Raw genomic sequence first — 19,469 nt, 5'->3', positions numbered from 1 at the left:
GCGCTGTCATGGTCAGGCGCGACTGATCGCCTCGGCCGCGATCATCCGCGCTTCGGGGTCCAGCCCCACGCGATGCAGCGCGGCTACGACATGATAGAGGTGCCCGGCCGGCAGCCGGCTCCAGTCACTGCCCTGCATCCCCACCGCCGCCAGCAACGCGACCGTGCCTTTCTCGCCCCGCTGCGCCGCCGCACCGATGGCGCGCGCCCAGCGACTGTTCGCGCCCAGCGCAAAGCCATTATCCTGCGCCAACGTGGCGGCATCGGACGCCGACAGGCGCGAAAGCCCCGCCAGCGCCGCAATCAGCATCCGCCCCTTGTCCGCGCCCACATCGCCGACATAGCCGGACACGCGGCTGCTGTTGATCTCGACGCTCACGCTCGGCGCACCGACTGCCAGCAGCGCCCAGAATTGCGAGGCCCCAGCCCCGTCCAACTGCCCCAGCGCCCGCGCCCAGCGCGCCGCGTTGCGGTCATAGCCCGCCGTCAGCATGGACCCGACCAGATTGGCCGCATCCTGCGCATCGGCCTGCGCCACCGGCAGCGCCGCCGCAGCCCGCGCCGTCGCGATCAGGCCCAGATAATCAGGCTTGCCGTTCTCGCCCCACATGCTGTGCATCGCGCCGATCCGGTCGCCCACGGTCGCGCCGGAAAAGGCCGTGCGCAGCGACTCGATCCGGTCGGCGGCATCGGCCGGTGCATCGCCATCCGTCCCCAACTGGCCATAGAAGCCGACCAGCGCCGCGCTCGACAGCACGCCCAGCCGCGCCGCGATTTCCACGCCGGGCCGACGCTTCACCGCGCTCAACGCAGGCGCGCGCGCTTCCCATGCCCGCACATGCGGACCAACCGTGCCATAGAGCGTATCGGGTATCTCGACATTCAGCGCCGTCGCCAGACCAAAGCGCCAGGCCGTCAGCCGATCCACGCCGTCCCATTCGATCTTCACCGAACGGCGCGCATTGAACCCGGTGCCGACGACCTTCTCGGCCAGCCGATAGTCGATGCCGCGCACCACGCCCTTGCGCTGCGCCTGATTGAGCGCGCCGCTGGCCGTGCCCTGATCGCCCGACAGCGCCGGGCAGATCGCCCGCGTCATGTCCCATCCCGGCGCCTTGCTGAACCGCAGCGCCCCCGCCGACAGCGGGCAAAGCCCCGCCGGATCGGCCGCCGCCAGATAGGTTTCCATCGCCACGGCATAAAGGCGCGGGGAATAGCGATCCGCATCCACGCTCTGCACCATCAACCGGGCATTGTCCGCCTCGCCCATGCGTAGCAGCAGCCAGGCGCGTTCCGCCGCCCAGTCCGCCCCATCTATGTCGCGCGGCGTATCCACCGCCGTCATCAGCGCCCGGCGCAGCAGGATGGAGGCCCAGCGCGACACGATCGGCGCGTGGGTCTGCTTCATCAGCGCGGCCAGATATTTGCCGGACTCACCACCAAAGGCATCCGGCTCGAACCCGCGCGTCTGCGGCGTCAGCGGCCCGATCCGGTCGAGCGACCGACGCGCCGTTTCGGGCAGGTCATATTTTGCCTTCTGCGCCGCGATTTCCTCGGGCGTCAGCGCGTCTTCGGCCGCATTCTGCACCAGCGACAGGTCGGGCGGTACCGCCGGATTGAGCGGCTGCACCATGGGGGCGGACGGCGCAGCACCCGGCGGCCGGACGGCCACAGGCGCACCCGACGCTGGCTGGGCCGGGCGCGGCGCGGGCGGTGCTTCGGGCGCGTCGCCGAAACCGGGCGGCAATAGCGATTCGGGCGCCTGCTGCGCGACGACCGGCAGCGTCAGCGCCAGCGCAAAGCTACCCAGCGCCCATTTCGCGTTCGCCCGCGGCCAGCGCATCCGCCTTACTGGCCCAGCTTCTCGGCGGGGATCACCTTTTCGACGCGCTGCTGCGGCTGTTCACCACCGCGCGACCAGAAAAAGGCCAGCAGTGCGACAAGCAACAGGACCAAAGCGATGGGAATGATCGGCAGGCGGGTGCCACGGCGACGCTGGCCGCCCTCGAAACTGCTGAAGTTGCGATTATTCTTCATAAGTCCTTGGCTATGACTGGCCCGGAAACTTGGCCGGGGGAAAGGAAAAGATGCGATTTGCCTCTGTGACGGCTGGCTGTATAGCCCCGCAAGCCATGCAGCGAAACAGCAAAATCCCCGACGGCCCGGCGCGACGCGGTCCCATCGTATTGGTGGGGATGATGGGCGTGGGAAAATCCACGGTCGGCCGCCGTCTTGCCGCGCGCCTTGGCCTGCATTTCGTGGACGCAGACGAGGAAATCGAAAAAGCCGCCGGCATGTCCGTGGCGGAGATTTTCGAACGCTATGGCGAACCCTATTTCCGCGACGGCGAACGCCGCGTCATCGCCCGGCTGATGTACGGCGCGCCAAAGGTGATCGCGACGGGCGGCGGCGCCTTCATGCAGGATGAAACGCGCCGCCTGATCCTGGAGGCCGCCACCGCCATCTGGCTGGACGCCGACATCGACATATTGGTCGACCGCGTCGGTCGCCGCGACAGCCGCCCGCTGCTCAAGAATCGCGACCCGCGCGCCGTGCTCACGGAACTGGCCGCGCTCCGCAACCCCATCTACGCGCTCGCGCCCATTCATGTGAAGAGCATCGCTGCCCCGCATGAAGTCGCGGTCGACAGCATCATGGAGCAACTGACCGCATGGCATTAGTCCGCGTCGCGCTGGGTGCGCGCAGCTATGATATCCTGATCGAACAGGGCGCGCTCGACCGCGCCGGCGAAACGCTCGCCCCTTATGCGCGCAAGGGCCGCCTCGTCGTCGTCACCGACGCCAATGTCGCCGCGATGCAATTGCCGCGCCTTCATGCCAGCCTGCGCGCCGCCGATGTCGCGATCGCACCGATCATCCTGCCACCGGGTGAGCAGACCAAGAGCTGGCGTCACCTCGAACAGTTGCTCGACGCGCTGCTGGCACTGGAGGTCGAGCGCGGCGACCATATCGTCGCATTGGGCGGCGGCGTGATCGGCGATCTGGTCGGCTTTGCCGCCTCGATCCTCAAGCGCGGCTGCCATTTCATCCAGGTGCCCACCACTCTGCTGGCGCAGGTCGATTCGTCGGTCGGCGGCAAGACGGCGATCAACGCCAAGGCCGGCAAGAATCTGATCGGCAGCTTCTATCAGCCCGCCCTCGTCCTCATCGACCCCTCGACCCTCGACAGCCTGCCGCTGCGCGAAACCCGCGCCGGCTATGCCGAAGTCGTCAAATATGGCCTGATCGACGATCCTGCCTTCTTCGCCTGGTGCGATGCCAACGCCGCCGCGCTGCTCGCCGGCGACCCGGAAGCCCGAACCTACGCCATCACCCGCAGCGTACAGGCCAAGGCCGCGATCGTCGCGGATGACGAGCGGGAAACCTCCGGCCGCCGCGCCCTCCTGAACCTTGGCCACACCTTCGGCCATGCGCTGGAGGCCGACACCGGCTTCTCCGACACGCTGCTGCATGGCGAGGGCGTCGCCGCCGGCATGGCGCTCGCCTTCCGCTATTCCGCCCGCCTCGGCCTGTGCCCGCAGGCGGATGCCGACCGCCTGACTGACCACCTCTGGGCCGTGGGCCTTCCCCATGACCTCGCTACCGCCCATGTGCGCGCGAACGGCGCCGAACTGGTCGGCCATATGCTGCACGACAAGAAAATGGACGCCGGCACCCTGCCCTTCCTGCTCGCGCGCGGCATCGGCCAGACGTTTCTGTCGAAGGACGTCGTGCTGGACGACGTTGCCGCCTTCCTGGACGCAGATCGCACGACGGGATAAGGCGACCACCAGCACCCCCCGCCCGCAGGCGGGAGTGGCAGCGAGACTTATGCGCGAAGCGCGTTAGAGCATCGTGCGGAGAAGTGGGAACCGGTTTTTCGCTTAAAACGATGCGAAAACAAAAAATAAGAGCGCGCGACCTGCATCGGATTCAACGCAGCGCGCGCTAGGCGCAGCGGGATGGGCTGTCGCCAAGTCCCTGCCACCCGCCAAAAATTTCACCCATCCGTCCGCTTCGTAACAAGCCGGACATTCGCCTGCATCATGCGCGGCCTACATCCCTCCTTGTCAGCGGCATCCCCTACAGACCCCCTCTGTCGCCGCTGACTCTCCCCTGAACCTCGGCCTCCAGCATATTTGCTGGAGGCCCTTTTTTTTGCCCCGACCCCACGCAGGCACAAAAAAAGGGCGCCCGCAGGCGCCCTTCCGATATCATGCCTGTAAGGGCCGATTACTTCTTCAGCGTCAGGCCGCCGAAACGCTTGTTGAAGCGCGCCACCTGGCCACCGGTGTCCAGCTGGCGGTTGCCGCCGGTCCAGGCCGGGTGCGACTTGGGATCGATGTCGAGCGCCAGCGTGTCGCCTTCCTTGCCCCAGGTGGAGCGAGTCTGGAAAATGGTGCCGTCGGTCATCTGGACGTTGATCAGGTGGTAGTCGGGGTGGGTATCGGCCTTCATGGCGTAATGCTCCGTAAAGTGCCGGTTCCGACCGGCTGTGGATGCGTAGAAAATAGCGAAGGCGCGCCGTTAGCGGGTTCGGCGCGCCTTGGCAAGGCTTAAGCCATCGTCCCCGTACAGGCCGGGACGATGGCGGTTATCAATCCTTGGGCGGATCGCTGATCATCGCGACGAAATTGGCTTCCGCCGCCAGCTTGCCATCGATCAGCGCCTTGCCGCTGAACTTGCAGATCGCGCCGCGATTTTGCGTCACTTCCACATGCAGGTCCAGCAGGCAGCCCGGCTCCACAGGAGTACGGAACTTCGCACCGTCGATGCTCATGAAATAGACGAGCTTGCCCGAATCGGCCAGGTTCATCGATACCACCGCCAGCACGCCGGCCGCCTGCGCCATCGCTTCCACGATCAGCACGCCCGGCATGATCGGCCGGGTCGGGAAATGCCCCTGAAAGAACGGTTCGTTCACCGACACTGCCTTGATCGCGTGGATCGACTGGCTTGGCACCAGCGACACCACACGGTCGACCAGCAGCATCGGGTAACGATGCGGCAGCGCGGCCATGACCCGACGGACATCCATCGGGCCAAGCGCAGTCGTTTCAACCTCCCCTGTCATGCCCGGATCAGCGCGACTTGGGCGCCTGCGCCGGGGTCGCCGGAGCGGGTGCGGCAGCGGCCGGCTGGCCCTGACCACCCGGCTGCCAGCCGGCCGGCGGGGTGATGCTGACGCTGGGGACCAGCGCGTTGAGTTCGGTGATGACCGACGGGGTAATGTCCGCACCAGCGCCGAAGCTTTCGGTCGCGGCCTTCTTGAACACGATTTCCGACTTGGTCTTGGCGGTCGCAGCCTTCAGCGCGTCGTCCAGCTTGGCGACGATCTGCTGCTCGACATAGGCGCGGGCCAGGCCGACCGGCTGACCCATGCGCTGCAATTCGGCCTGGGCGGCCTGCTGTGCCTGCTGATACTGCTGATACTGGGTCTCGATCGCCGGGGTCGGCTTGTTGCCGGCGGCCTTCAGCGCGGCCTGAAGCGCGTCGCCCTTGGTCTTGAGGTCGGTTTCGATCGCGGCGCGGCGCGTGTTGATCGCGTCGATCTGCGGCTTGTAGGTGGTCTGCATCTGGCTCATCGCGGTGGTGAAGGCAGCGCTCTTGCCCACGGCTTCTTCCAGATCCACCACGGCGATGCCCGACTTGGTCTGGGCAACGGCCGGAACGGCGGTCAGTGCAATGGCGGTCATGGGCGCGAAAACGAGCGCCGCGGCCTTGAAAATCGTCTTCATCAGAATTGAGTCCCTACGTTGAAGGTAATGAGCTTGTTGTCGTCCCCTGGTTCCTTGAGCAGGGCCTTGGCGATGTCGATCCGGAACGGGCCGAACGGCGAGTTCCAGTTGACGCCAAAGCCCACCGACAGACGCGGCTTGAGCGTGTTGCCGAGAAATTCTTCTTCGAAATTGCCGCCGGCGAACGTGTAGTTCGTGCCGCAAACCGGCGCACGTGCCGTGCCCGTGGCGCGGACGCGGGTCGAACCGGTCGGGGCGTCGGTGCCTGGGTCGCAATAGCCGGCAAAACTGCCGTCGCCATTGATAAGGCCGGGATTTTTCAGGCCAGCGACGGCACCCGCGTCCATGAAGATCGACGGACGCAGGCCCATTTCGCGCGCACCCGAACCCAGCGGAATTTCGACTTCTGCGCGGGCCAGATAATAGACACGGCCGCCCAATGCGTCGTCGGTGACGTTGTTGTTGCTGGTATCGCGGACATAGCTGGTCGTACCATCCACCGTCTGCGATTGCAGATAATAGCGTTTCACGCGCGGGCCGACGCCGCGAATGTCGAAACCGCGGAACTGCGGTTCACCCAGGAAGAAGCGATCGGTCAGGCGAACGGGATCGACTTCTGCGCCGGTGGCGTCGCGGCGCGTCCCTTCCAGACTGTGGATATAGCCGCCTTCACCCGACAGCGAGAAGATGAAACCGCTGCCCAGCGGTACATATTTCGCGCCCTGAATACGGGTGCGGACATATTTCACGCTGCCGCCAAGGCCCGCAAAATCCTGGCTCAGCGTCAAATTCTGGCCACGGGTCGCGCGGATGCGGTTGTCGCGGGTATCGTAGATCAGCGAATAGCCGAGCGAAGATGTGGTCCGCTTGCCGATCGCATCGCACAGATAGCGGCCAGCCAGGATCGGATCGCAGGTACCGTTGGTGTAGTAAGTGTCCTTGTCGAGCGTCACATCGTCGTAATTGAGGCTGTAGCGCAGCGCCAGCGACATATATTCGGTGATCGGCACGCCCGCGCGGATCTGGAAACCGGTGGTCGACTGCTCATAGGTCGTATCGCGCGTATTGCTCGTCAGATAGCGGAAGCTGTTCAAGTCACGGCGATAGATGTCGCCGCCCAGCGCGATATTCTTGTCCATGAAATAGGGCTCGGTAAAGCCCACTTCCACCGACTTCGAATAAGCCGAATAATTGACCGAGGTGCGCAGTTCCTGGCCCTTGCCGCGGAAGTTGCGCTGCGTGATCGACGCCGACACGATGAAGCGTTCCAGCGACGAGAAACCGGCCGACAGCGACAATTCGCCGGTCGACTTTTCCTGCACGTTGGTTTCCAGGATGATGCGATCAGGCGCGGAACCCGGCTTCTGCTCGACGTCCAGCTTCTCCTGGAAGAAGCCGAGCGAGTTGATCCGGTCCTTCGACCGCTTCACCAGGAAGCTGTTGAAGGCGTCGCCTTCGGCCAGACGGAACTCGCGGCGCACGACCTTGTCCTGCGTCAGCGTATTGCCGTTGATGTCGACCCGCTCGACATAGACGCGCGGCGCGTTGGCGATGCGGAAATTGATCCCCATCGTCAGCGTGTCCTTCTGGCGGTTGAAGTCCGGCGACACGTCGGCAAAGGCATAGCCGAACAGGCCCGCCGTCTCGCTCAGCGTATCGACCGTATCCTCGACCTGCTTGGCGTTGTACCAGTCGCCTTTCTTCATCGGCAGGCGCTTGGTCAGGCCGTCGCCGGACAGGTCGCGAATGTCGGATTCGACCTTCACGTCCCCGAATTTATAGCGATCGCCTTCTTCCACCACATAGGTGATGATGAAGTCCTGCTTGTCGGGCGTCAGTTCCGCCACGGCGGAAATCACGCGGAAATCGGCATAGCCTTCGGTCAGGTAGAACTGGCGCAGCTTCTGCTGGTCATAGGCCAGGCGATCGGGATCGTAGCTGGTGCCCGACGAGAACAGGCGGAACCAGCGCGACTGCTTGGTCACCATCTGGGTGCGCAGTTCGCCGTCCTTGAACTTCTCGTTGCCGATGATGTTGATCTGGCGGACCTTGGACTTGGGGCCTTCGCTGATCTCGAACACGATATCGACGCGGTTCTGGTCCAGTTGGACCATCTTCGGCTCGATCGTCGCGGCAAAGCGGCCCTGCCGGCGATACAGCTCCACGATGCGGGCCACATCCGCACGCACCTTCGACCGGGTATAGATCTGGCGCGGAGCCAGTTTTATTTCGGGACGAATCTTGTCTTCCTTGAGGCGCTTATTACCTTCAAGGACGATACGGTTGATGACCGGGTTTTCCTTCACCTCGACGGTGAGGGCGCCATTGTCGTTACGGATCTGGACGTCCGCGAACAATTCCGTCTCGTACAGGTCGCGCAGGCCCTGATCCAGGCTTTCCTGCGTGTAGGGCTGGCCGATGCGCAGCTTGGTGTAGGACAGCACCGTGTCCGGCTCCAGGCGCTGGGTGCCGATCACGCTGATGGCGCGGATCGTGCCCTGTATCGGCGCGGCGGCCGGCGCGCTTGCGGGCGCGGCCAGCGTACCGGCCGGGGCCGGCGTCTGCTGGGCCGCCGCCTGTTGGGCCATAGCCGGAACGGCCGGCAAGCCCGCGATCATGGTCGTCGCCAACAGGGCGGCCACGACCGGGCGCTGCCTCAAGCTGCTCTTCATCGCTGTCACCCGCATCACCTCAAAAACTCGCACTAAAATGTTTCCGCCGACACAGACGACGCCAAACCGGGCTTCCCTGCCCGATGCGCGTCAACCGATCAAGCCGGACAGGCTCTTCCACAGCCCGAAAGACGACAAATCGTTGAAAGTCACCAGCAGCATCATCGCCATCAGCACCGCCAGACCGGACCGATAGGCCCATTCCTGCGCCTGTGCGCTGACCGGACGCCGCTGTACCGCCTCGATCCCGTAAAAGAGCAGATGCCCGCCATCCAGCATGGGAATTGGCAACAGGTTGATGAACCCCAAGTTAATCGACACGAACGCCATCAGCAGGACGAGCGATTCCAGACCCAGCGTCGCCGCTTGCCCGGAAACCTGCGCGATCTTGAGCGGCCCGCCCATTTCCTTGACCGACCGCTGCCCGCTAAGGATCTGGCCCATCGTTTCGACGATGTTGCGGATGATGTCGCCCAGCCGGTCGACCGCCACCGCCGGCGCGCGCCACAGGGGTACGCGCTCGACCACCGGCTTGCCAGCGCCGATGCCCAGCCGGCCGATACGCGCCTTACCGCCAAAACCGTCATTTTCTTCAACGACGGCGATCGTCGCCTTCGTCTCGATCCGCTCGCCGGCGCGCTCGATCACGATGTCCACCGCCTCGCCGGGGTGGTACAGCGTGTACATCACCATGTCGCCATAGGTGTCCATCCCGCGTCCGTTGAACGACAGGATACGGTCGCCGACGCGGATGCCGGCGGCCTGCGCGGCGCTGCCCGGCTGGATCAGGCCGGCGACGGCCGGCGTTCGGCTTTCGCCATGGACGACGGCAAAGCCGCCCAGAATCAGGATCGCGAACAGGAAATTGATCGCCGGGCCGGCCGCGACGATCGCCGCGCGCTGCCACAGCGGCTTGGCGGGAAAACTGTCCGCCCGATCCTGCGCCGACATTTCCAGCCAGGCCGGATCGGTCATGCTCGCCGCGTTCATGTCGCCCTTGAAGCGGACATAGCCGCCCAGCGGCAGCGCCGCGATGCGCCAGCGCGTGCCGCGCCGGTCGACCCAGGCGAACAGTTCCGGCCCGAAGCCGATCGAAAACGCTTCCGCCTTCACCCCGCACCAGCGCCCAACCAGATAATGGCCAAGCTCATGCACGAAGACGAGCGTTCCGATGACCGCGACAAAGGCCAGTGCGGTCAACAGGAAACCGGGATTGTGGATCAAACCGTCAATCTTTCCATCGCTAGGCCCGCTTCCTTGCGCGCCTGTCCGTCCACCGCCAGCACATCGTCGATCGCGGAAGGGCTGGCCGCGCTATAGCGGTTCAACACATCCTCCACAATCATGGCGATATCAAGGAAGCCGATCCGCCCCTCAAGGAAAGCGGCGACCGCCACTTCATTGGCGGCATTCATGATGGCCGGGGTCGCCCCGCCCGCCTGCGCCGCATCCCGCGCCAGACGCAACGCCGGAAAGCGCTCCATATCAGGGGCTTCGAAATCGAGCCTGCCAATATGTGCCAAATCCAGCGGCTGGCACGGCGTCGCGATCCGCTTGGGCCAGGCCAGCGCATGGGCGATCGGAATCCGCATGTCCGGCGATCCAAGCTGCGCCAGCGTGGACCGGTCGCGATATTCGACCATCGAATGAATCACCGACTGCGGGTGCACCAATATCTCGATCCGATCGAGTCCGACCGGGAAGAGATAGGCCGCCTCGATCAGTTCCAGCCCCTTGTTCATCATCGTCGCGCTATCGACGCTGATCTTCGCGCCCATCGACCAGTTGGGATGCGCCACCGCCTGCGCCGGGGTCATCGCCGCCATCTCGGCCCGGCTTTTGGTGCGGAACGGCCCGCCGCTCGCGGTCAGGGTGATCCTTGCCACATCCTCCAAACTGCTGCCGGCAAGGCACTGGAAAATCGCATTATGCTCACTGTCTACCGGCAACAGGGTCGCGCCGGATGCGGTCGCGGCCTCCATCATCAGCGCCCCGGCCGACACCAGCGATTCCTTGTTCGCCAGCGCCACGGTCCCGCCGGCTTGCAGCGCCGCCATGGTCGGACGCAGCCCGGCACAGCCCACGATCGACGCCATGGTCCAGTCCGCGCCCGCCTGCGCCGCCGCGACCAGCGCCTCCTCGCCCGCCGCAACCTCGATACCCGACCCGGCTAGCGCGCCCTTCAGCGCCCCGTACAGCCGTTCCTGCCCGATCACTGCCAGTCGCGCGCCCGTCTCGCGCGCCTGCTTCGCCAGACCGTCCACATCGCTGTTCGCGGTCAGCGCCACGACCTGATAGGCATCGGGTTCCCGCCGGATCAGGTCCAGCGTCGACAGGCCGACCGATCCGGTCGCGCCGAAAATCGATATGCTTTTCATGCGCCTGCGACCAATAGCCAATAGAGGATGGCAGCCAGCGGCGCGCCCGTCGCCACTCCGTCCAGCCGGTCCATCACCCCGCCATGGCCGGGCAACAGCGTGCCACTATCCTTGACCCCCGCCCGGCGCTTCATATGGCTTTCCAGCAGATCGCCCGCCTGCGCCGCTACCGCCAGCAGGCCGCTCGCCGCCGCCAACTGGATCGGCAGGTCGGCAAAGCGATGCAGCAGAAAACCCAGCACCAGCGCAGCGAGCACGCCTCCCGCCAGTCCCGCCCAGGTCTTGGACGGACTGATCCGTGGCGCCAGCTTCGGCCCGCCGATCGACCGGCCCGCAAAATAGGCGCCGATGTCGGTCGCCCACACCAGCCCCAGCGCCCAGAAGGCCAGCAGCAGCCCGAAGATATTCGGCGCCTGCCCGCGCAGATAGAGCAAAGCCACGATCGGCAGGCAGATATAGGGGATGCCCAGCGCCAGCTTCGGCTTGCGACTGGTGAACAGGACGAAGAAAAACGCCGCCGCCGCCGCGATCAGCACCGGCCAGTCGATCCCGGCCGCATAGGGGCACAGCAAGGCCAGCGGGATCGACACGGCGAACATCGCCGACTTGCGCTGCTCCGGTGTCGCGCCCGTCAGGTCGCCCCACTCTCCCTGCATCAGCACGCCGGCTACGGACAGCAGGGTCCAGAAGATCAGGCCGCCCGACAGCAGCGCGCCCAGCGCCACCGCGATCAACGCGACGCCCACGATGCTGCGGGTCCGCAATTCGCTCGTCATTCGATCACAATCCGCCGAAACGGCGGTCCCTCATGCGGAACGCATCCAGCGCCTGCGCCAGGGCGTCTGCGCCGAAATCCGGCCACAGCGTGTCGGTGAAATACAACTCGGCATAGGCCGCCTGCCACAGCATGAAATTGCTCAGCCGCTGCTCGCCCGATGTGCGCACCAGCAAGTCCAGCGGCGGCAGGCCCGACGTATAGAGCGCATCGTCGATGTCGGCCGCGTCGATCGCCTCGGCCGCGATCTCGCCGGCCGCCGCCCTCGCCGCCAGCACCTGCACCGCCTGCACCATCTCGTCCTGCGCGCCATAATTGAGCGCGATCGCGATGATCGGCCCGCTATTGCCCGCCGTCCGCGCCATGGCGCCCTCGATCAGGTCCACCAGCGACGGGTCGAGTGCACGATAATTGCCGATCACCCGCAACCGCACACCATTGGCATGGAATTCGTCGATATCGGACTGGATGAAATGGCGCAGCAGCCCCATCAGGTCCGCGACCTCGCTCGCCGGCCGCTTCCAGTTTTCGGACGAAAAGGCATAGAGCGTCAGGCACTCCAGCCCCAACTCCTGCGCCGCCCGCGCCACCCGCCGCACCGCCTCGACGCCCGCGCGATGCCCCGCGACGCGCGGCAACAGCCGCTTCTTAGCCCAGCGGCCATTGCCGTCCATGATGATGGCCACATGACGCGCGCCATGGACAGGCGCAACGCTGGTCAGATCGGGCTTGGCTTGAGTGGCCATCAGATAGGCATGCGTGTTTTGGCCGCGAAAGGAAAGCCCCGGCTTATTGGCCGAGGATTTCCTTTTCCTTCGCGGTTGCCAGCGCGTCCAGATCGGCGATGGTGCTGTCGGTCATCTTCTGGACTTCCGTTTCCAGCCGCTTGCGCTCGTCTTCGCTGATCTCGCCCTTCTTCTCGTCGGTCTTCAGGCTGTCCATGCCGTCGCGGCGGACGTTGCGCACGGCCACGCGCGCGCCTTCGGCATATTTGCTGGCCAGCTTCGCCAGTTCCTTGCGCCGTTCCTCGGTCAGGTCGGGGATCGGCAGGCGCAGCGTCTGTCCGTCCACGATGGGGTTCAACCCCAGGCCCGCGGAGCGGATCGCCTTGTCGCACGGACCGACATTCATCTTGTCCCACACCTGCACCGACAGCATGCGCGGTTCAGGCGCCGACACGGTCGCCACCTGATTGAGCGGCATGTTCGCGCCATAGACGGTGACCGTGACGGGATCGAGCAGTTGCACATTGGCGCGGCCGGTACGCAGGCCCGTCAGGTCGCCACGCAGCGCTTCGATCGCGCCGGCCATGCGGCGCTCTAGGTCGGACTTGTTATATTGCGGCATGACTTAGGACTCCTGATTCTGAACGATCGTCGCGACACCCTGCCCGGCCAGCACGGTGGCAAGGTTCCCGGTTTCGCGGATGTTGAACACGACGATGGGAATGTTATTCTCGCGGCACAAGGCGATGGCGCTGGCGTCCATGACCTTCAGATTATCGTTCAGCACCTGATCGAAACTGATGCTGTCATAACGGACCGCGTCGGCCACCTTCTTGGGATCGGCATTATAGATGCCGTCGACGCTCGTACCCTTGAACAGCGCGTCGCAATTCATCTCGGCCGCGCGCAACGCTGCGGTCGTGTCGGTGGTGAAGAAGGGGCTGCCCGTGCCGGCTGCAAAGATGACGATCCGGCCCTTCTCGATATGGCGCTCGGCCTTGCGACGGATATAGGGTTCGCATACCGACGCCATCGGGATGGCCGACTGGACGCGGGTGTCATAACCCAGTTTTTCCAGCGCATTCTGCACCGCCAGCGCGTTCATCACCGTCGCCAGCATGCCCATATAATCGGCGCTCGCCCGGTCGAAGCCCTTGGCCGCGCCGGCCAGCCCCCGGAAGATATTGCCGCCGCCCACGACCACGCAAATCTCGAACCCGGCATCCTTGGCCGCGGCGATCTCGCCTGCGACACGGGCCACGGTTTCCGGCTCGATGCCGAACTGCCCCTGCCCCATCAGCACTTCGCCGGACAATTTCAACAGGATACGCTTGTAGGCAGGCCGGGTCATGCGGGGCAAGAATCCTTGGGTAGAGTAGCAGGGAAGCGGCCGGACATTAGGGGCGCAAGCCGGCAATGGGAAGGGCGATTGTTGCCATAATGCAGCTTGCCCGATGGAGAATATATGCAGGCCGGCAATCGCCCGATCGACGGGCAAGGAAAAGGGGAGCGGCCCTGCGGCCACTCCCCTTCCCTGTTTCGTGTCGACTGAAGCGGTCGATCAGACGCCGGCGGCGGCCGCGACTTCCGCCGCGAAATCGCTGACTTCCTTCTCGATGCCTTCGCCGAGCTGGAAGCGGACATAGGATTTCAGCGTGATGGTCGCGCCGGCATCCTTGGCCGCCGATGCGATCACGTCCTGCACCGGGGTCTTGCCATCCATGACGAACGCCTGCGTCAGCAGGGCATTCTCCTTGCGGAACTTTTCGACCGGGCCGTTGATGATCTTGGCGGCGATCTCTTCCGACTTACCGGCGATCTTGTCGGCATTCTTTTCGCGCGCGATCGCAGCTTCACGCTCGATGATCGCCGGGTCGATGTCGGCAGCCGACAGCGCCAGCGGGAAAGCGGCGGCGATGTGCATGGCAAGCTGCTTGCCCAGCGGCTCCAGCACGTCGGCGGGCGCATCGCCTTCCAGCGCAACGAGAACGCCGATCTTGCCCAGGCCCGGCGCAGCGGCGTTGTGGACGTAGGGAACCACGACGCCTTGCGTCACTTCGACATGGGCGACGCGACGGACGGTCTGGTTTTCACCGATGGTGGCGACGTTGGCGACCAGCTTCTCGGCGATGGTGCCGCCGGCGGGGTGCGCCTGCGCGGTCAGCGCTTCGGCGTCGGCCGCGCCGCTTTCCAGCGCAATAGCCGAAGCGGTGCGCACGAAGTCCTGGAACTGTTCGTTCTTGGCGACGAAATCGGTTTCGCTGTTCACTTCGACGGCAACGCCCTTGGTGCCGGAAACGGCAACGCCGACCAGGCCTTCAGCGGCAGTGCGGCTCGACTTCTTCTGCGCGGCGGCCAGGCCCTTGGCACGCAACCAGTCGGTTGCCGCTTCGATGTCGCCATTGGCTTCGGTGAGCGCCTTCTTGCAGTCCATCATGCCCGCGCCCGAACGGTCGCGCAGTTCCTTGACGGCGGCAGCGGTAATTTCGGCCATGTTTCGGCTCCTAATTTGAATGTTTCACAATACGCAGGAGGGCGCGTCTCTTAAAGAGCGCGCCCTAGCCTGTTATTCTTGCAGTCGTGCGACGGGCTTACGCTTCGGCGACGACTTCTTCAGCCATCGGCTCGTCCATGGCGCCCAGGTCGACGCCCGAAGCCTGCTGCGCACCACGGTTGCCCTTGGTGGCGGCGGCGGCGATCGCGTCGCAGTAAAGGCGGATGGCGCGGCTGGCGTCATCGTTCGCCGGAACCGGGAAGGCGATGCCGTCGGGCGAGACGTTCGAATCGAGGATCGCGACGACCGGGATACCCAGCGTGTTGGCTTCCTTGATCGCCAGCTCTTCCTTGTTGGCGTCGATCACGAACATGACATCGGGGATGCCGTTCATGTCGCGGATGCCGCCGAGCGAGGCTTCCAGCTTCTCGCGCTCGCGAGTCATCTGAAGCACTTCCTTCTTGGTGAAGCCGTGGGTATCGCCCGACAGCTTCTCTTCGAGGGTCTTCAGGCGCTTGATCGAACCCGAAATCGTCTTCCAGTTGGTGAGCATGCCGCCCAGCCAGCGATGGTTGACGAAATGCTGGCCCGACTTGCGCGCCGCGTCCGCGATCGGGTCCTGCGCCTGGCGCTTGGTGCCCACGAACAACACCTTGCCGCCGGCGGCGACAGTGCCCGACACGAAGTCGAGCGCACGGCCGAACAGGGGCACGGTCTGCGACAGGTCAAGGATGTGGATGCCGTTGCGCTCGCCGAAGATGTACGGCTTCATGCGCGGATTCCAACGGTGGGTCTGGTGGCCGAAATGGGCGCCAGCCTCGATCAATTGGTGCATGGTGACGACAGGTGCCGCCATAATATTTCTCCTTCCGGTTACACCTCTGGGAATCAGGAACACGGAAAACAGCCTGAAAGGCGTTGCCGGCACCGGATATGTTGATTCCCATGTGGAATGGTCGCGCCTTTAGACGTCGAAAAAAGCAAATGCAAGGGTTGACGTTGTCCTCGAATGAGAACATAAAGGGAACAGATGGAACAAATACGGTTAACCACCGTTCAATCCGTCATAATGCGCCATGTCGTGTAGATGGCAAGACAGAAAGTGATCCTTATGTTCGCTCTTGTTGCCGCAACCCTGTTTTCCGCCGCGTTCCTGCTGGCGATCGGCACCATCGCCTGGATGTTCGCCCACTATCATGACAAGATGGTGGCCGCGCTTCAGTTCGAACCGATCCCCCAGAACCCGCCGGTCTATAACATCCGCATCCGCCGCCCGCGCGTGGCGCAGTCGGCTCCCCGCACGACCCGGATCACGCACAGCAGCGCGCTGGCCGCCTGAACGACGAAGCCTGAACAATAGGGCTTCCCCCATCCCGTTCGGGCTGAGCCTGTCGAAGCCTCTTTCTTCTTACAATCCCGGTTCAGACAGTCGGACCAGTTCATCCGGTCGTCGCTGCCGCCGCACTTTCCCGCTGCCTGCGCACCTTGGCATAGGACATGACGCCGAACGGGATCAGCGCCACATAGACGGCGCAGATCATCAGCAGCGTCAGCCACGGGTCCGTCACCAGCAACGCCGCCAGCAATCCCGCCAGCGCGATCATCTCCAGCCGGATGCGCTTGCGCAACCGCAGCGCCGACCAGCTATAGGTCGCGATGTTGGAAATCATCAGGAAGGCGACGAAAGCGGCCCATGGTGCCACCACATACCAGGCGCGGAAAATATCCTCGCCCGTCACCAGCCACAGATAAAGCGGCACGAAGGCCAGCCCAGCCCCCGCCGGCGCGGGTACGCCGGTCAGGAATCCGGCCGACTTGTGCGGCTGCTCATCCGCATCGATCGCCGCATTGAACCGCGCCAGTCGCAAAGCGCAGGACAGCGCGTGGGCCAGTGCGAAGATCCAGCCGAATTTCGGCATGGCATAAAGCGACCAGAGATAGAGGATCAACGCCGGCGCCACGCCGAACGCGATCGAATCGGACAGCGAATCCAGTTCTGCGCCGAACCGGCTCTCGCCGCGCAGCATCCGCGCGATCCGCCCGTCCAGACCATCGAGCACGCCGGCGAACAGGATGGACAGAACCGCCCGCTCCCACTCGCCCGAAATGCCGTAGCGCACGCCGGTCAGGCCGAAGCACAAAGCCATCGCCGTCACCGCGTTCGGCGCCAGCATCCGCAGCGTAATGCCCCGCCGCAGCCCGCGCGGCACCGCGCGCCGCTGCCGGCTCATGCGCGCGCCGCCAATGTCAGGACCAATGCACCAACCTCCGTTCGTGCAGAGCCTGTCGAAACACGCTCGCGCCCTTCGACAGGCTCTGCACGAACGGATATGGGCAATTGCATCACCATCACTGCTGGATACCCGCAATCACGCGCCTGTCGCCCATCTGGCCCAGGATCGTCTCGCCCGCGACGGTGCGCTGGCCCAGCATCACGCGCGGCGCGGTGCCGGCGGGCAGATACACATCGACGCGGCTGCCGAAGCGGATAAGGCCGATCCGCTGTCCCGCCGCGACCATGTCGCCGGGCTTCACGAACGGCACGATCCGCCGCGCGACCAGTCCTGCAATCTGGGTAAAGCCGATGCGCACGCCATCATGCCGCTCGACCAATATATGCTGGCGCTCATTATCCTCGCTCGCCTTGTCCAGGTCCGCGTTCAGAAACTTGCCGCTGATGTAGACGACCGACTTGATCGTTCCGCCGATCGGGGTGCGATTGATATGCACGTCGAACACGCTCATGAAGATCGACACGCGGATCAGCGGCTGGTCGCCCAGGCCGTTCGCGCCGGCCATCTCGCGCGGCGGCGGTACGCGCTGGATCAGTGTCACCAGCCCGTCGGCCGGCGCGATGATCGCGCCCTCATCCTGCGGCACCGCACGCACCGGATCGCGGAAAAAGGCAAAGACCCAGATCGTCACGATCAGCATCAGCCAGCCGACGATGTCCCACCCCATCAGGAACAGGACCGCCGTGATCGCCACGGCGATCAGGCCGAACTTCATCCCCTCCGGATGAACCGAAGGGAAGCGCCATTTGACATTGCCGCCGGCGGCAATCGTGATCTCATCATTTTCCATGGCCACCGTCTTTAGGGAGAGAGCCGCGCCCTGACAACGACCGATCCCTTCCAAGGGTCCACGCAACACAGATATATCGGCCCTGGATGCCGTTTTGAAATGCGTCTCCGGCATATCCGCACCGGCCGCCCCCCCTGCCCGACCACCCAGCCATGGCAAGCTGATGGGCAGTCGGGTGGGGTGAGGGCCGGTGCAGCTTCCAGAATGCGCTCTTCCGCGCATTTCCAAACAGACTCTCAAAGGTTGAACATTGGCGCCGCTTTGCCTAGGGCGTCCCCATATTCCACCCAGTAGAAAGAAGGCGAATAGGCGCTATGGCGAAGATCAAGGTGAAGAACCCCGTCGTGGAAATCGACGGCGACGAAATGACCCGCATCATCTGGGAGTGGATTCGCGAGCGCCTCATCCTCCCCTATCTCGACATCGACCTCAAATATTACGACCTCAGCGTCGAAAAGCGCGACGAGACGAACGATCAGATCACGATCGATTCCGCCAACGCGATCCGTGAATATGGCGTCGGCGTGAAGTGCGCCACCATCACGCCCGACGAACAGCGCGTCGAGGAATTCAATCTCAAGTCGATGTGGAAGTCACCCAACGGCACCATCCGCAACATCCTGGGCGGCGTCGTCTTCCGCGAACCGATCGTCATTTCCAACGTGCCGCGCCTCATCCCCGGCTGGACCAAGCCGATCGTCGTTGGCCGTCACGCCTTTGGCGACCAGTATCGCGCAACCGATTTCAGGGTGCCCGGCGCCGGCAAGCTGCGCCTCGTCTTCGAAGGCGAAAATGGCGAGACGATCGACCGCGAAGTGTTCGATTTCCCCGGTTCGGGCGTCGCCATGGCGATGTATAATCTGGACGATTCGATCCGCGATTTCGCCCGCGCCTCGTTCAACTATGGCCTGAACCTGAAATGGCCGGTCTACCTGTCGACCAAGAACACCATCCTCAAGGCCTATGACGGCCGCTTCAAGGATCTGTTCCAGGAAGTGTTCGAAACCGAGGGCTTCGCGCAGAAGTTCAAGGACACCGGCATCGTCTACGAACATCGCCTGATCGACGACATGGTCGCCTCCGCGCTCAAGTGGAGCGGCGAATTCGTCTGGGCCTGCAAGAATTATGACGGCGACGTCCAGTCGGATCAGGTGGCGCAGGGCTTCGGCTCGCTCGGCCTGATGACCTCGGTCCTGCTCTCGCCCGATGGCAAGACCGTCGAGGCCGAAGCCGCCCACGGCACCGTCACCCGCCACTATCGCCAGCATCAGCAGGGCAAGGCGACCTCGACCAACCCGATCGCCTCGATCTTCGCCTGGACCGGCGGCCTCAAGTTCCGCGGCAAGTTCGACGAAACGCCCGAAGTGGTGAAGTTCGCCGAAACGCTGGAGCGCGTTTGCATCCAGACCGTCGAAAGCGGCGCGATGACGAAGGATCTGGCCCTGCTGATCGGCCCGGACCAGTCGTGGATGACCACGGAGCAGTTCTTCGAAGCAATCCGCGCCAACCTCGAAACCGAAATGGGCAAGTGGGCCTAAGCCCTTGTTGAGCGCATTTTCCGAGGCGTCGGCCGGTTCCCGGCCGACTTGAAAATGCCAGTGTGGA

20 protein-coding genes are annotated in these 19,469 nt (G+C 64.4%); 4 read left to right on the top strand and 16 right to left on the bottom strand.

Going from position 1 to position 19,469, the window contains the following annotated elements:
- Positions 1-12: 12 nt before the first annotated feature.
- A complete protein-coding gene (locus ASE85_RS11430) occupies positions 13-1,842 on the bottom strand; it encodes a hypothetical protein (RefSeq protein WP_056687922.1) in 1,830 nt (609 codons plus the stop codon).
- 5 nt (positions 1,843-1,847) lie between these two features.
- Positions 1,848-2,036 (bottom strand): hypothetical protein, encoded by a 189-nt coding sequence (locus ASE85_RS11425; protein WP_056687919.1) that lies wholly within the window; start codon positions 2,034-2,036, stop codon positions 1,848-1,850.
- A gap of 95 nt (positions 2,037-2,131) precedes the next feature.
- Between ASE85_RS11425 and ASE85_RS11420 the strand changes: the two genes are divergently transcribed.
- Positions 2,132-2,680 (top strand): shikimate kinase, encoded by a 549-nt coding sequence (locus ASE85_RS11420; RefSeq protein ID WP_056687915.1) that lies wholly within the window; start codon positions 2,132-2,134, stop codon positions 2,678-2,680.
- Entirely contained in the window at positions 2,671-3,780 is a 1,110-nt protein-coding gene (aroB, locus tag ASE85_RS11415; RefSeq protein ID WP_056687911.1) for a 3-dehydroquinate synthase, read from the top strand. The genes ASE85_RS11420 and aroB overlap by 10 nt, the downstream gene beginning before the upstream one ends.
- A 451-nt stretch (positions 3,781-4,231) precedes the next feature.
- On the opposite strand, the gene rpmE is transcribed toward aroB, so the two are convergent.
- The 12 genes from rpmE to rpsB form a co-directional block, all read right to left on the bottom strand.
- Positions 4,232-4,456, bottom strand: coding sequence for a 50S ribosomal protein L31 (gene rpmE / locus ASE85_RS11410; RefSeq protein WP_056687908.1), 225 nt, complete (start codon positions 4,454-4,456; stop codon positions 4,232-4,234).
- 139 nt (positions 4,457-4,595) lie between these two features.
- A complete protein-coding gene (gene fabZ, locus ASE85_RS11405) occupies positions 4,596-5,072 on the bottom strand; it encodes a 3-hydroxyacyl-ACP dehydratase FabZ (RefSeq protein ID WP_056687905.1) in 477 nt (158 codons plus the stop codon).
- 7 nt (positions 5,073-5,079) lie between these two features.
- A complete protein-coding gene (locus tag ASE85_RS11400; protein ID WP_056687902.1) occupies positions 5,080-5,736 on the bottom strand; it encodes an OmpH family outer membrane protein in 657 nt (218 codons plus the stop codon).
- Positions 5,736-8,408: an outer membrane protein assembly factor BamA gene (bamA, locus tag ASE85_RS11395; protein WP_200928340.1), complete on the bottom strand. Its 2,673-nt coding sequence runs from the start codon at positions 8,406-8,408 to the stop codon at positions 5,736-5,738. The genes ASE85_RS11400 and bamA overlap by 1 nt, the downstream gene beginning before the upstream one ends.
- Before the next feature lie 90 nt (positions 8,409-8,498).
- Entirely contained in the window at positions 8,499-9,632 is a 1,134-nt protein-coding gene (gene rseP, locus ASE85_RS11390; RefSeq protein WP_056687895.1) for an RIP metalloprotease RseP, read from the bottom strand.
- The gene (locus ASE85_RS11385) at positions 9,629-10,786 is read right to left on the bottom strand and encodes a 1-deoxy-D-xylulose-5-phosphate reductoisomerase (RefSeq protein ID WP_056687892.1); all 1,158 of its coding nucleotides are present in this window, start codon (positions 10,784-10,786) and stop codon (positions 9,629-9,631) included. Before ASE85_RS11385 ends, rseP begins: the two co-directional genes overlap by 4 nt.
- Entirely contained in the window at positions 10,783-11,562 is a 780-nt protein-coding gene (locus tag ASE85_RS11380; RefSeq protein WP_056687888.1) for a phosphatidate cytidylyltransferase, read from the bottom strand. The genes ASE85_RS11385 and ASE85_RS11380 overlap by 4 nt, the downstream gene beginning before the upstream one ends.
- 4 nt (positions 11,563-11,566) lie before the next feature.
- The gene (locus ASE85_RS11375; protein WP_056687885.1) at positions 11,567-12,307 is read right to left on the bottom strand and encodes an isoprenyl transferase; all 741 of its coding nucleotides are present in this window, start codon (positions 12,305-12,307) and stop codon (positions 11,567-11,569) included.
- A 43-nt stretch (positions 12,308-12,350) separates the two neighbouring features.
- On the bottom strand, positions 12,351-12,908 hold the full coding sequence (frr, locus tag ASE85_RS11370; RefSeq protein ID WP_056687882.1) for a ribosome recycling factor: 558 nt from the start codon (positions 12,906-12,908) through the stop codon (positions 12,351-12,353).
- Between the two features lie 3 nt (positions 12,909-12,911).
- Positions 12,912-13,637, bottom strand: coding sequence for a UMP kinase (gene pyrH, locus ASE85_RS11365; RefSeq protein WP_056687879.1), 726 nt, complete (start codon positions 13,635-13,637; stop codon positions 12,912-12,914).
- 210 nt (positions 13,638-13,847) lie between these two features.
- Complete coding sequence (gene tsf, locus ASE85_RS11360) at positions 13,848-14,780, bottom strand: translation elongation factor Ts (protein ID WP_056687876.1); 933 nt, start codon at positions 14,778-14,780, stop codon at positions 13,848-13,850.
- 97 nt (positions 14,781-14,877) lie between these two features.
- On the bottom strand, positions 14,878-15,636 hold the full coding sequence (rpsB, locus tag ASE85_RS11355) for a 30S ribosomal protein S2 (RefSeq protein WP_056687873.1): 759 nt from the start codon (positions 15,634-15,636) through the stop codon (positions 14,878-14,880).
- A gap of 255 nt (positions 15,637-15,891) precedes the next feature.
- On the opposite strand from rpsB, the gene ASE85_RS11350 reads away from it, so the two are divergent.
- Positions 15,892-16,119, top strand: coding sequence for a hypothetical protein (locus ASE85_RS11350; protein WP_056687871.1), 228 nt, complete (start codon positions 15,892-15,894; stop codon positions 16,117-16,119).
- A gap of 100 nt (positions 16,120-16,219) precedes the next feature.
- On the opposite strand, the gene ASE85_RS11345 is transcribed toward ASE85_RS11350, so the two are convergent.
- Entirely contained in the window at positions 16,220-16,954 is a 735-nt protein-coding gene (locus ASE85_RS11345) for a CDP-alcohol phosphatidyltransferase family protein (RefSeq protein WP_056688718.1), read from the bottom strand.
- A gap of 175 nt (positions 16,955-17,129) precedes the next feature.
- Positions 17,130-17,864: a phosphatidylserine decarboxylase gene (locus ASE85_RS11340; RefSeq protein ID WP_056687868.1), complete on the bottom strand. Its 735-nt coding sequence runs from the start codon at positions 17,862-17,864 to the stop codon at positions 17,130-17,132.
- A 314-nt stretch (positions 17,865-18,178) separates the two neighbouring features.
- On the opposite strand from ASE85_RS11340, the gene ASE85_RS11335 reads away from it, so the two are divergent.
- The gene (locus ASE85_RS11335) at positions 18,179-19,402 is read left to right on the top strand and encodes an NADP-dependent isocitrate dehydrogenase (protein WP_056687865.1); all 1,224 of its coding nucleotides are present in this window, start codon (positions 18,179-18,181) and stop codon (positions 19,400-19,402) included.
- Positions 19,403-19,469 lie beyond the last annotated feature (67 nt).

Origin of the sequence: Sphingobium sp. Leaf26, assembly GCF_001421665.1 — a bacterium.
GTDB lineage: Bacteria > Pseudomonadota > Alphaproteobacteria > Sphingomonadales > Sphingomonadaceae > Sphingobium.
This window is presented reverse-complemented; position numbering and strand designations above follow the sequence as displayed.

Excerpts from the sequence above, each read along its gene's own strand:
- ASE85_RS11425 (WP_056687919.1), bottom strand. The coding sequence starts at position 2,036 with ATGAAGAATAATCGCAACTTCAGCAGTTTCGAGGGCGGCCAGCGTCGC.
- ASE85_RS11380 (WP_056687888.1), bottom strand. The coding sequence starts at position 11,562 with ATGACGAGCGAATTGCGGACCCGCAGCATCGTGGGCGTCGCGTTGATC.
- ASE85_RS11345 (WP_056688718.1), bottom strand. The coding sequence starts at position 16,954 with ATGCTGGCGCCGAACGCGGTGACGGCGATGGCTTTGTGCTTCGGCCTG.
- ASE85_RS11350 (WP_056687871.1), top strand. The coding sequence starts at position 15,892 with ATGTTCGCTCTTGTTGCCGCAACCCTGTTTTCCGCCGCGTTCCTGCTG.
- aroB (WP_056687911.1), top strand. The coding sequence starts at position 2,671 with ATGGCATTAGTCCGCGTCGCGCTGGGTGCGCGCAGCTATGATATCCTG.
- ASE85_RS11340 (WP_056687868.1), bottom strand. The coding sequence starts at position 17,864 with ATGGAAAATGATGAGATCACGATTGCCGCCGGCGGCAATGTCAAATGG.
- frr (WP_056687882.1), bottom strand. The coding sequence starts at position 12,908 with ATGCCGCAATATAACAAGTCCGACCTAGAGCGCCGCATGGCCGGCGCG.
- ASE85_RS11385 (WP_056687892.1), bottom strand. The coding sequence starts at position 10,786 with ATGAAAAGCATATCGATTTTCGGCGCGACCGGATCGGTCGGCCTGTCG.
- ASE85_RS11420 (WP_056687915.1), top strand. The coding sequence starts at position 2,132 with ATGCAGCGAAACAGCAAAATCCCCGACGGCCCGGCGCGACGCGGTCCC.
- ASE85_RS11335 (WP_056687865.1), top strand. The coding sequence starts at position 18,179 with ATGGCGAAGATCAAGGTGAAGAACCCCGTCGTGGAAATCGACGGCGAC.
- bamA (WP_200928340.1), bottom strand. The coding sequence starts at position 8,408 with ATGAAGAGCAGCTTGAGGCAGCGCCCGGTCGTGGCCGCCCTGTTGGCG.
- fabZ (WP_056687905.1), bottom strand. The coding sequence starts at position 5,072 with ATGACAGGGGAGGTTGAAACGACTGCGCTTGGCCCGATGGATGTCCGT.
- ASE85_RS11400 (WP_056687902.1), bottom strand. The coding sequence starts at position 5,736 with ATGAAGACGATTTTCAAGGCCGCGGCGCTCGTTTTCGCGCCCATGACC.
- rpmE (WP_056687908.1), bottom strand. The coding sequence starts at position 4,456 with ATGAAGGCCGATACCCACCCCGACTACCACCTGATCAACGTCCAGATG.
- pyrH (WP_056687879.1), bottom strand. The coding sequence starts at position 13,637 with ATGACCCGGCCTGCCTACAAGCGTATCCTGTTGAAATTGTCCGGCGAA.
- ASE85_RS11430 (WP_056687922.1), bottom strand. The coding sequence starts at position 1,842 with ATGCGCTGGCCGCGGGCGAACGCGAAATGGGCGCTGGGTAGCTTTGCG.
- tsf (WP_056687876.1), bottom strand. The coding sequence starts at position 14,780 with ATGGCCGAAATTACCGCTGCCGCCGTCAAGGAACTGCGCGACCGTTCG.
- rpsB (WP_056687873.1), bottom strand. The coding sequence starts at position 15,636 with ATGGCGGCACCTGTCGTCACCATGCACCAATTGATCGAGGCTGGCGCC.
- ASE85_RS11375 (WP_056687885.1), bottom strand. The coding sequence starts at position 12,307 with ATGGCCACTCAAGCCAAGCCCGATCTGACCAGCGTTGCGCCTGTCCAT.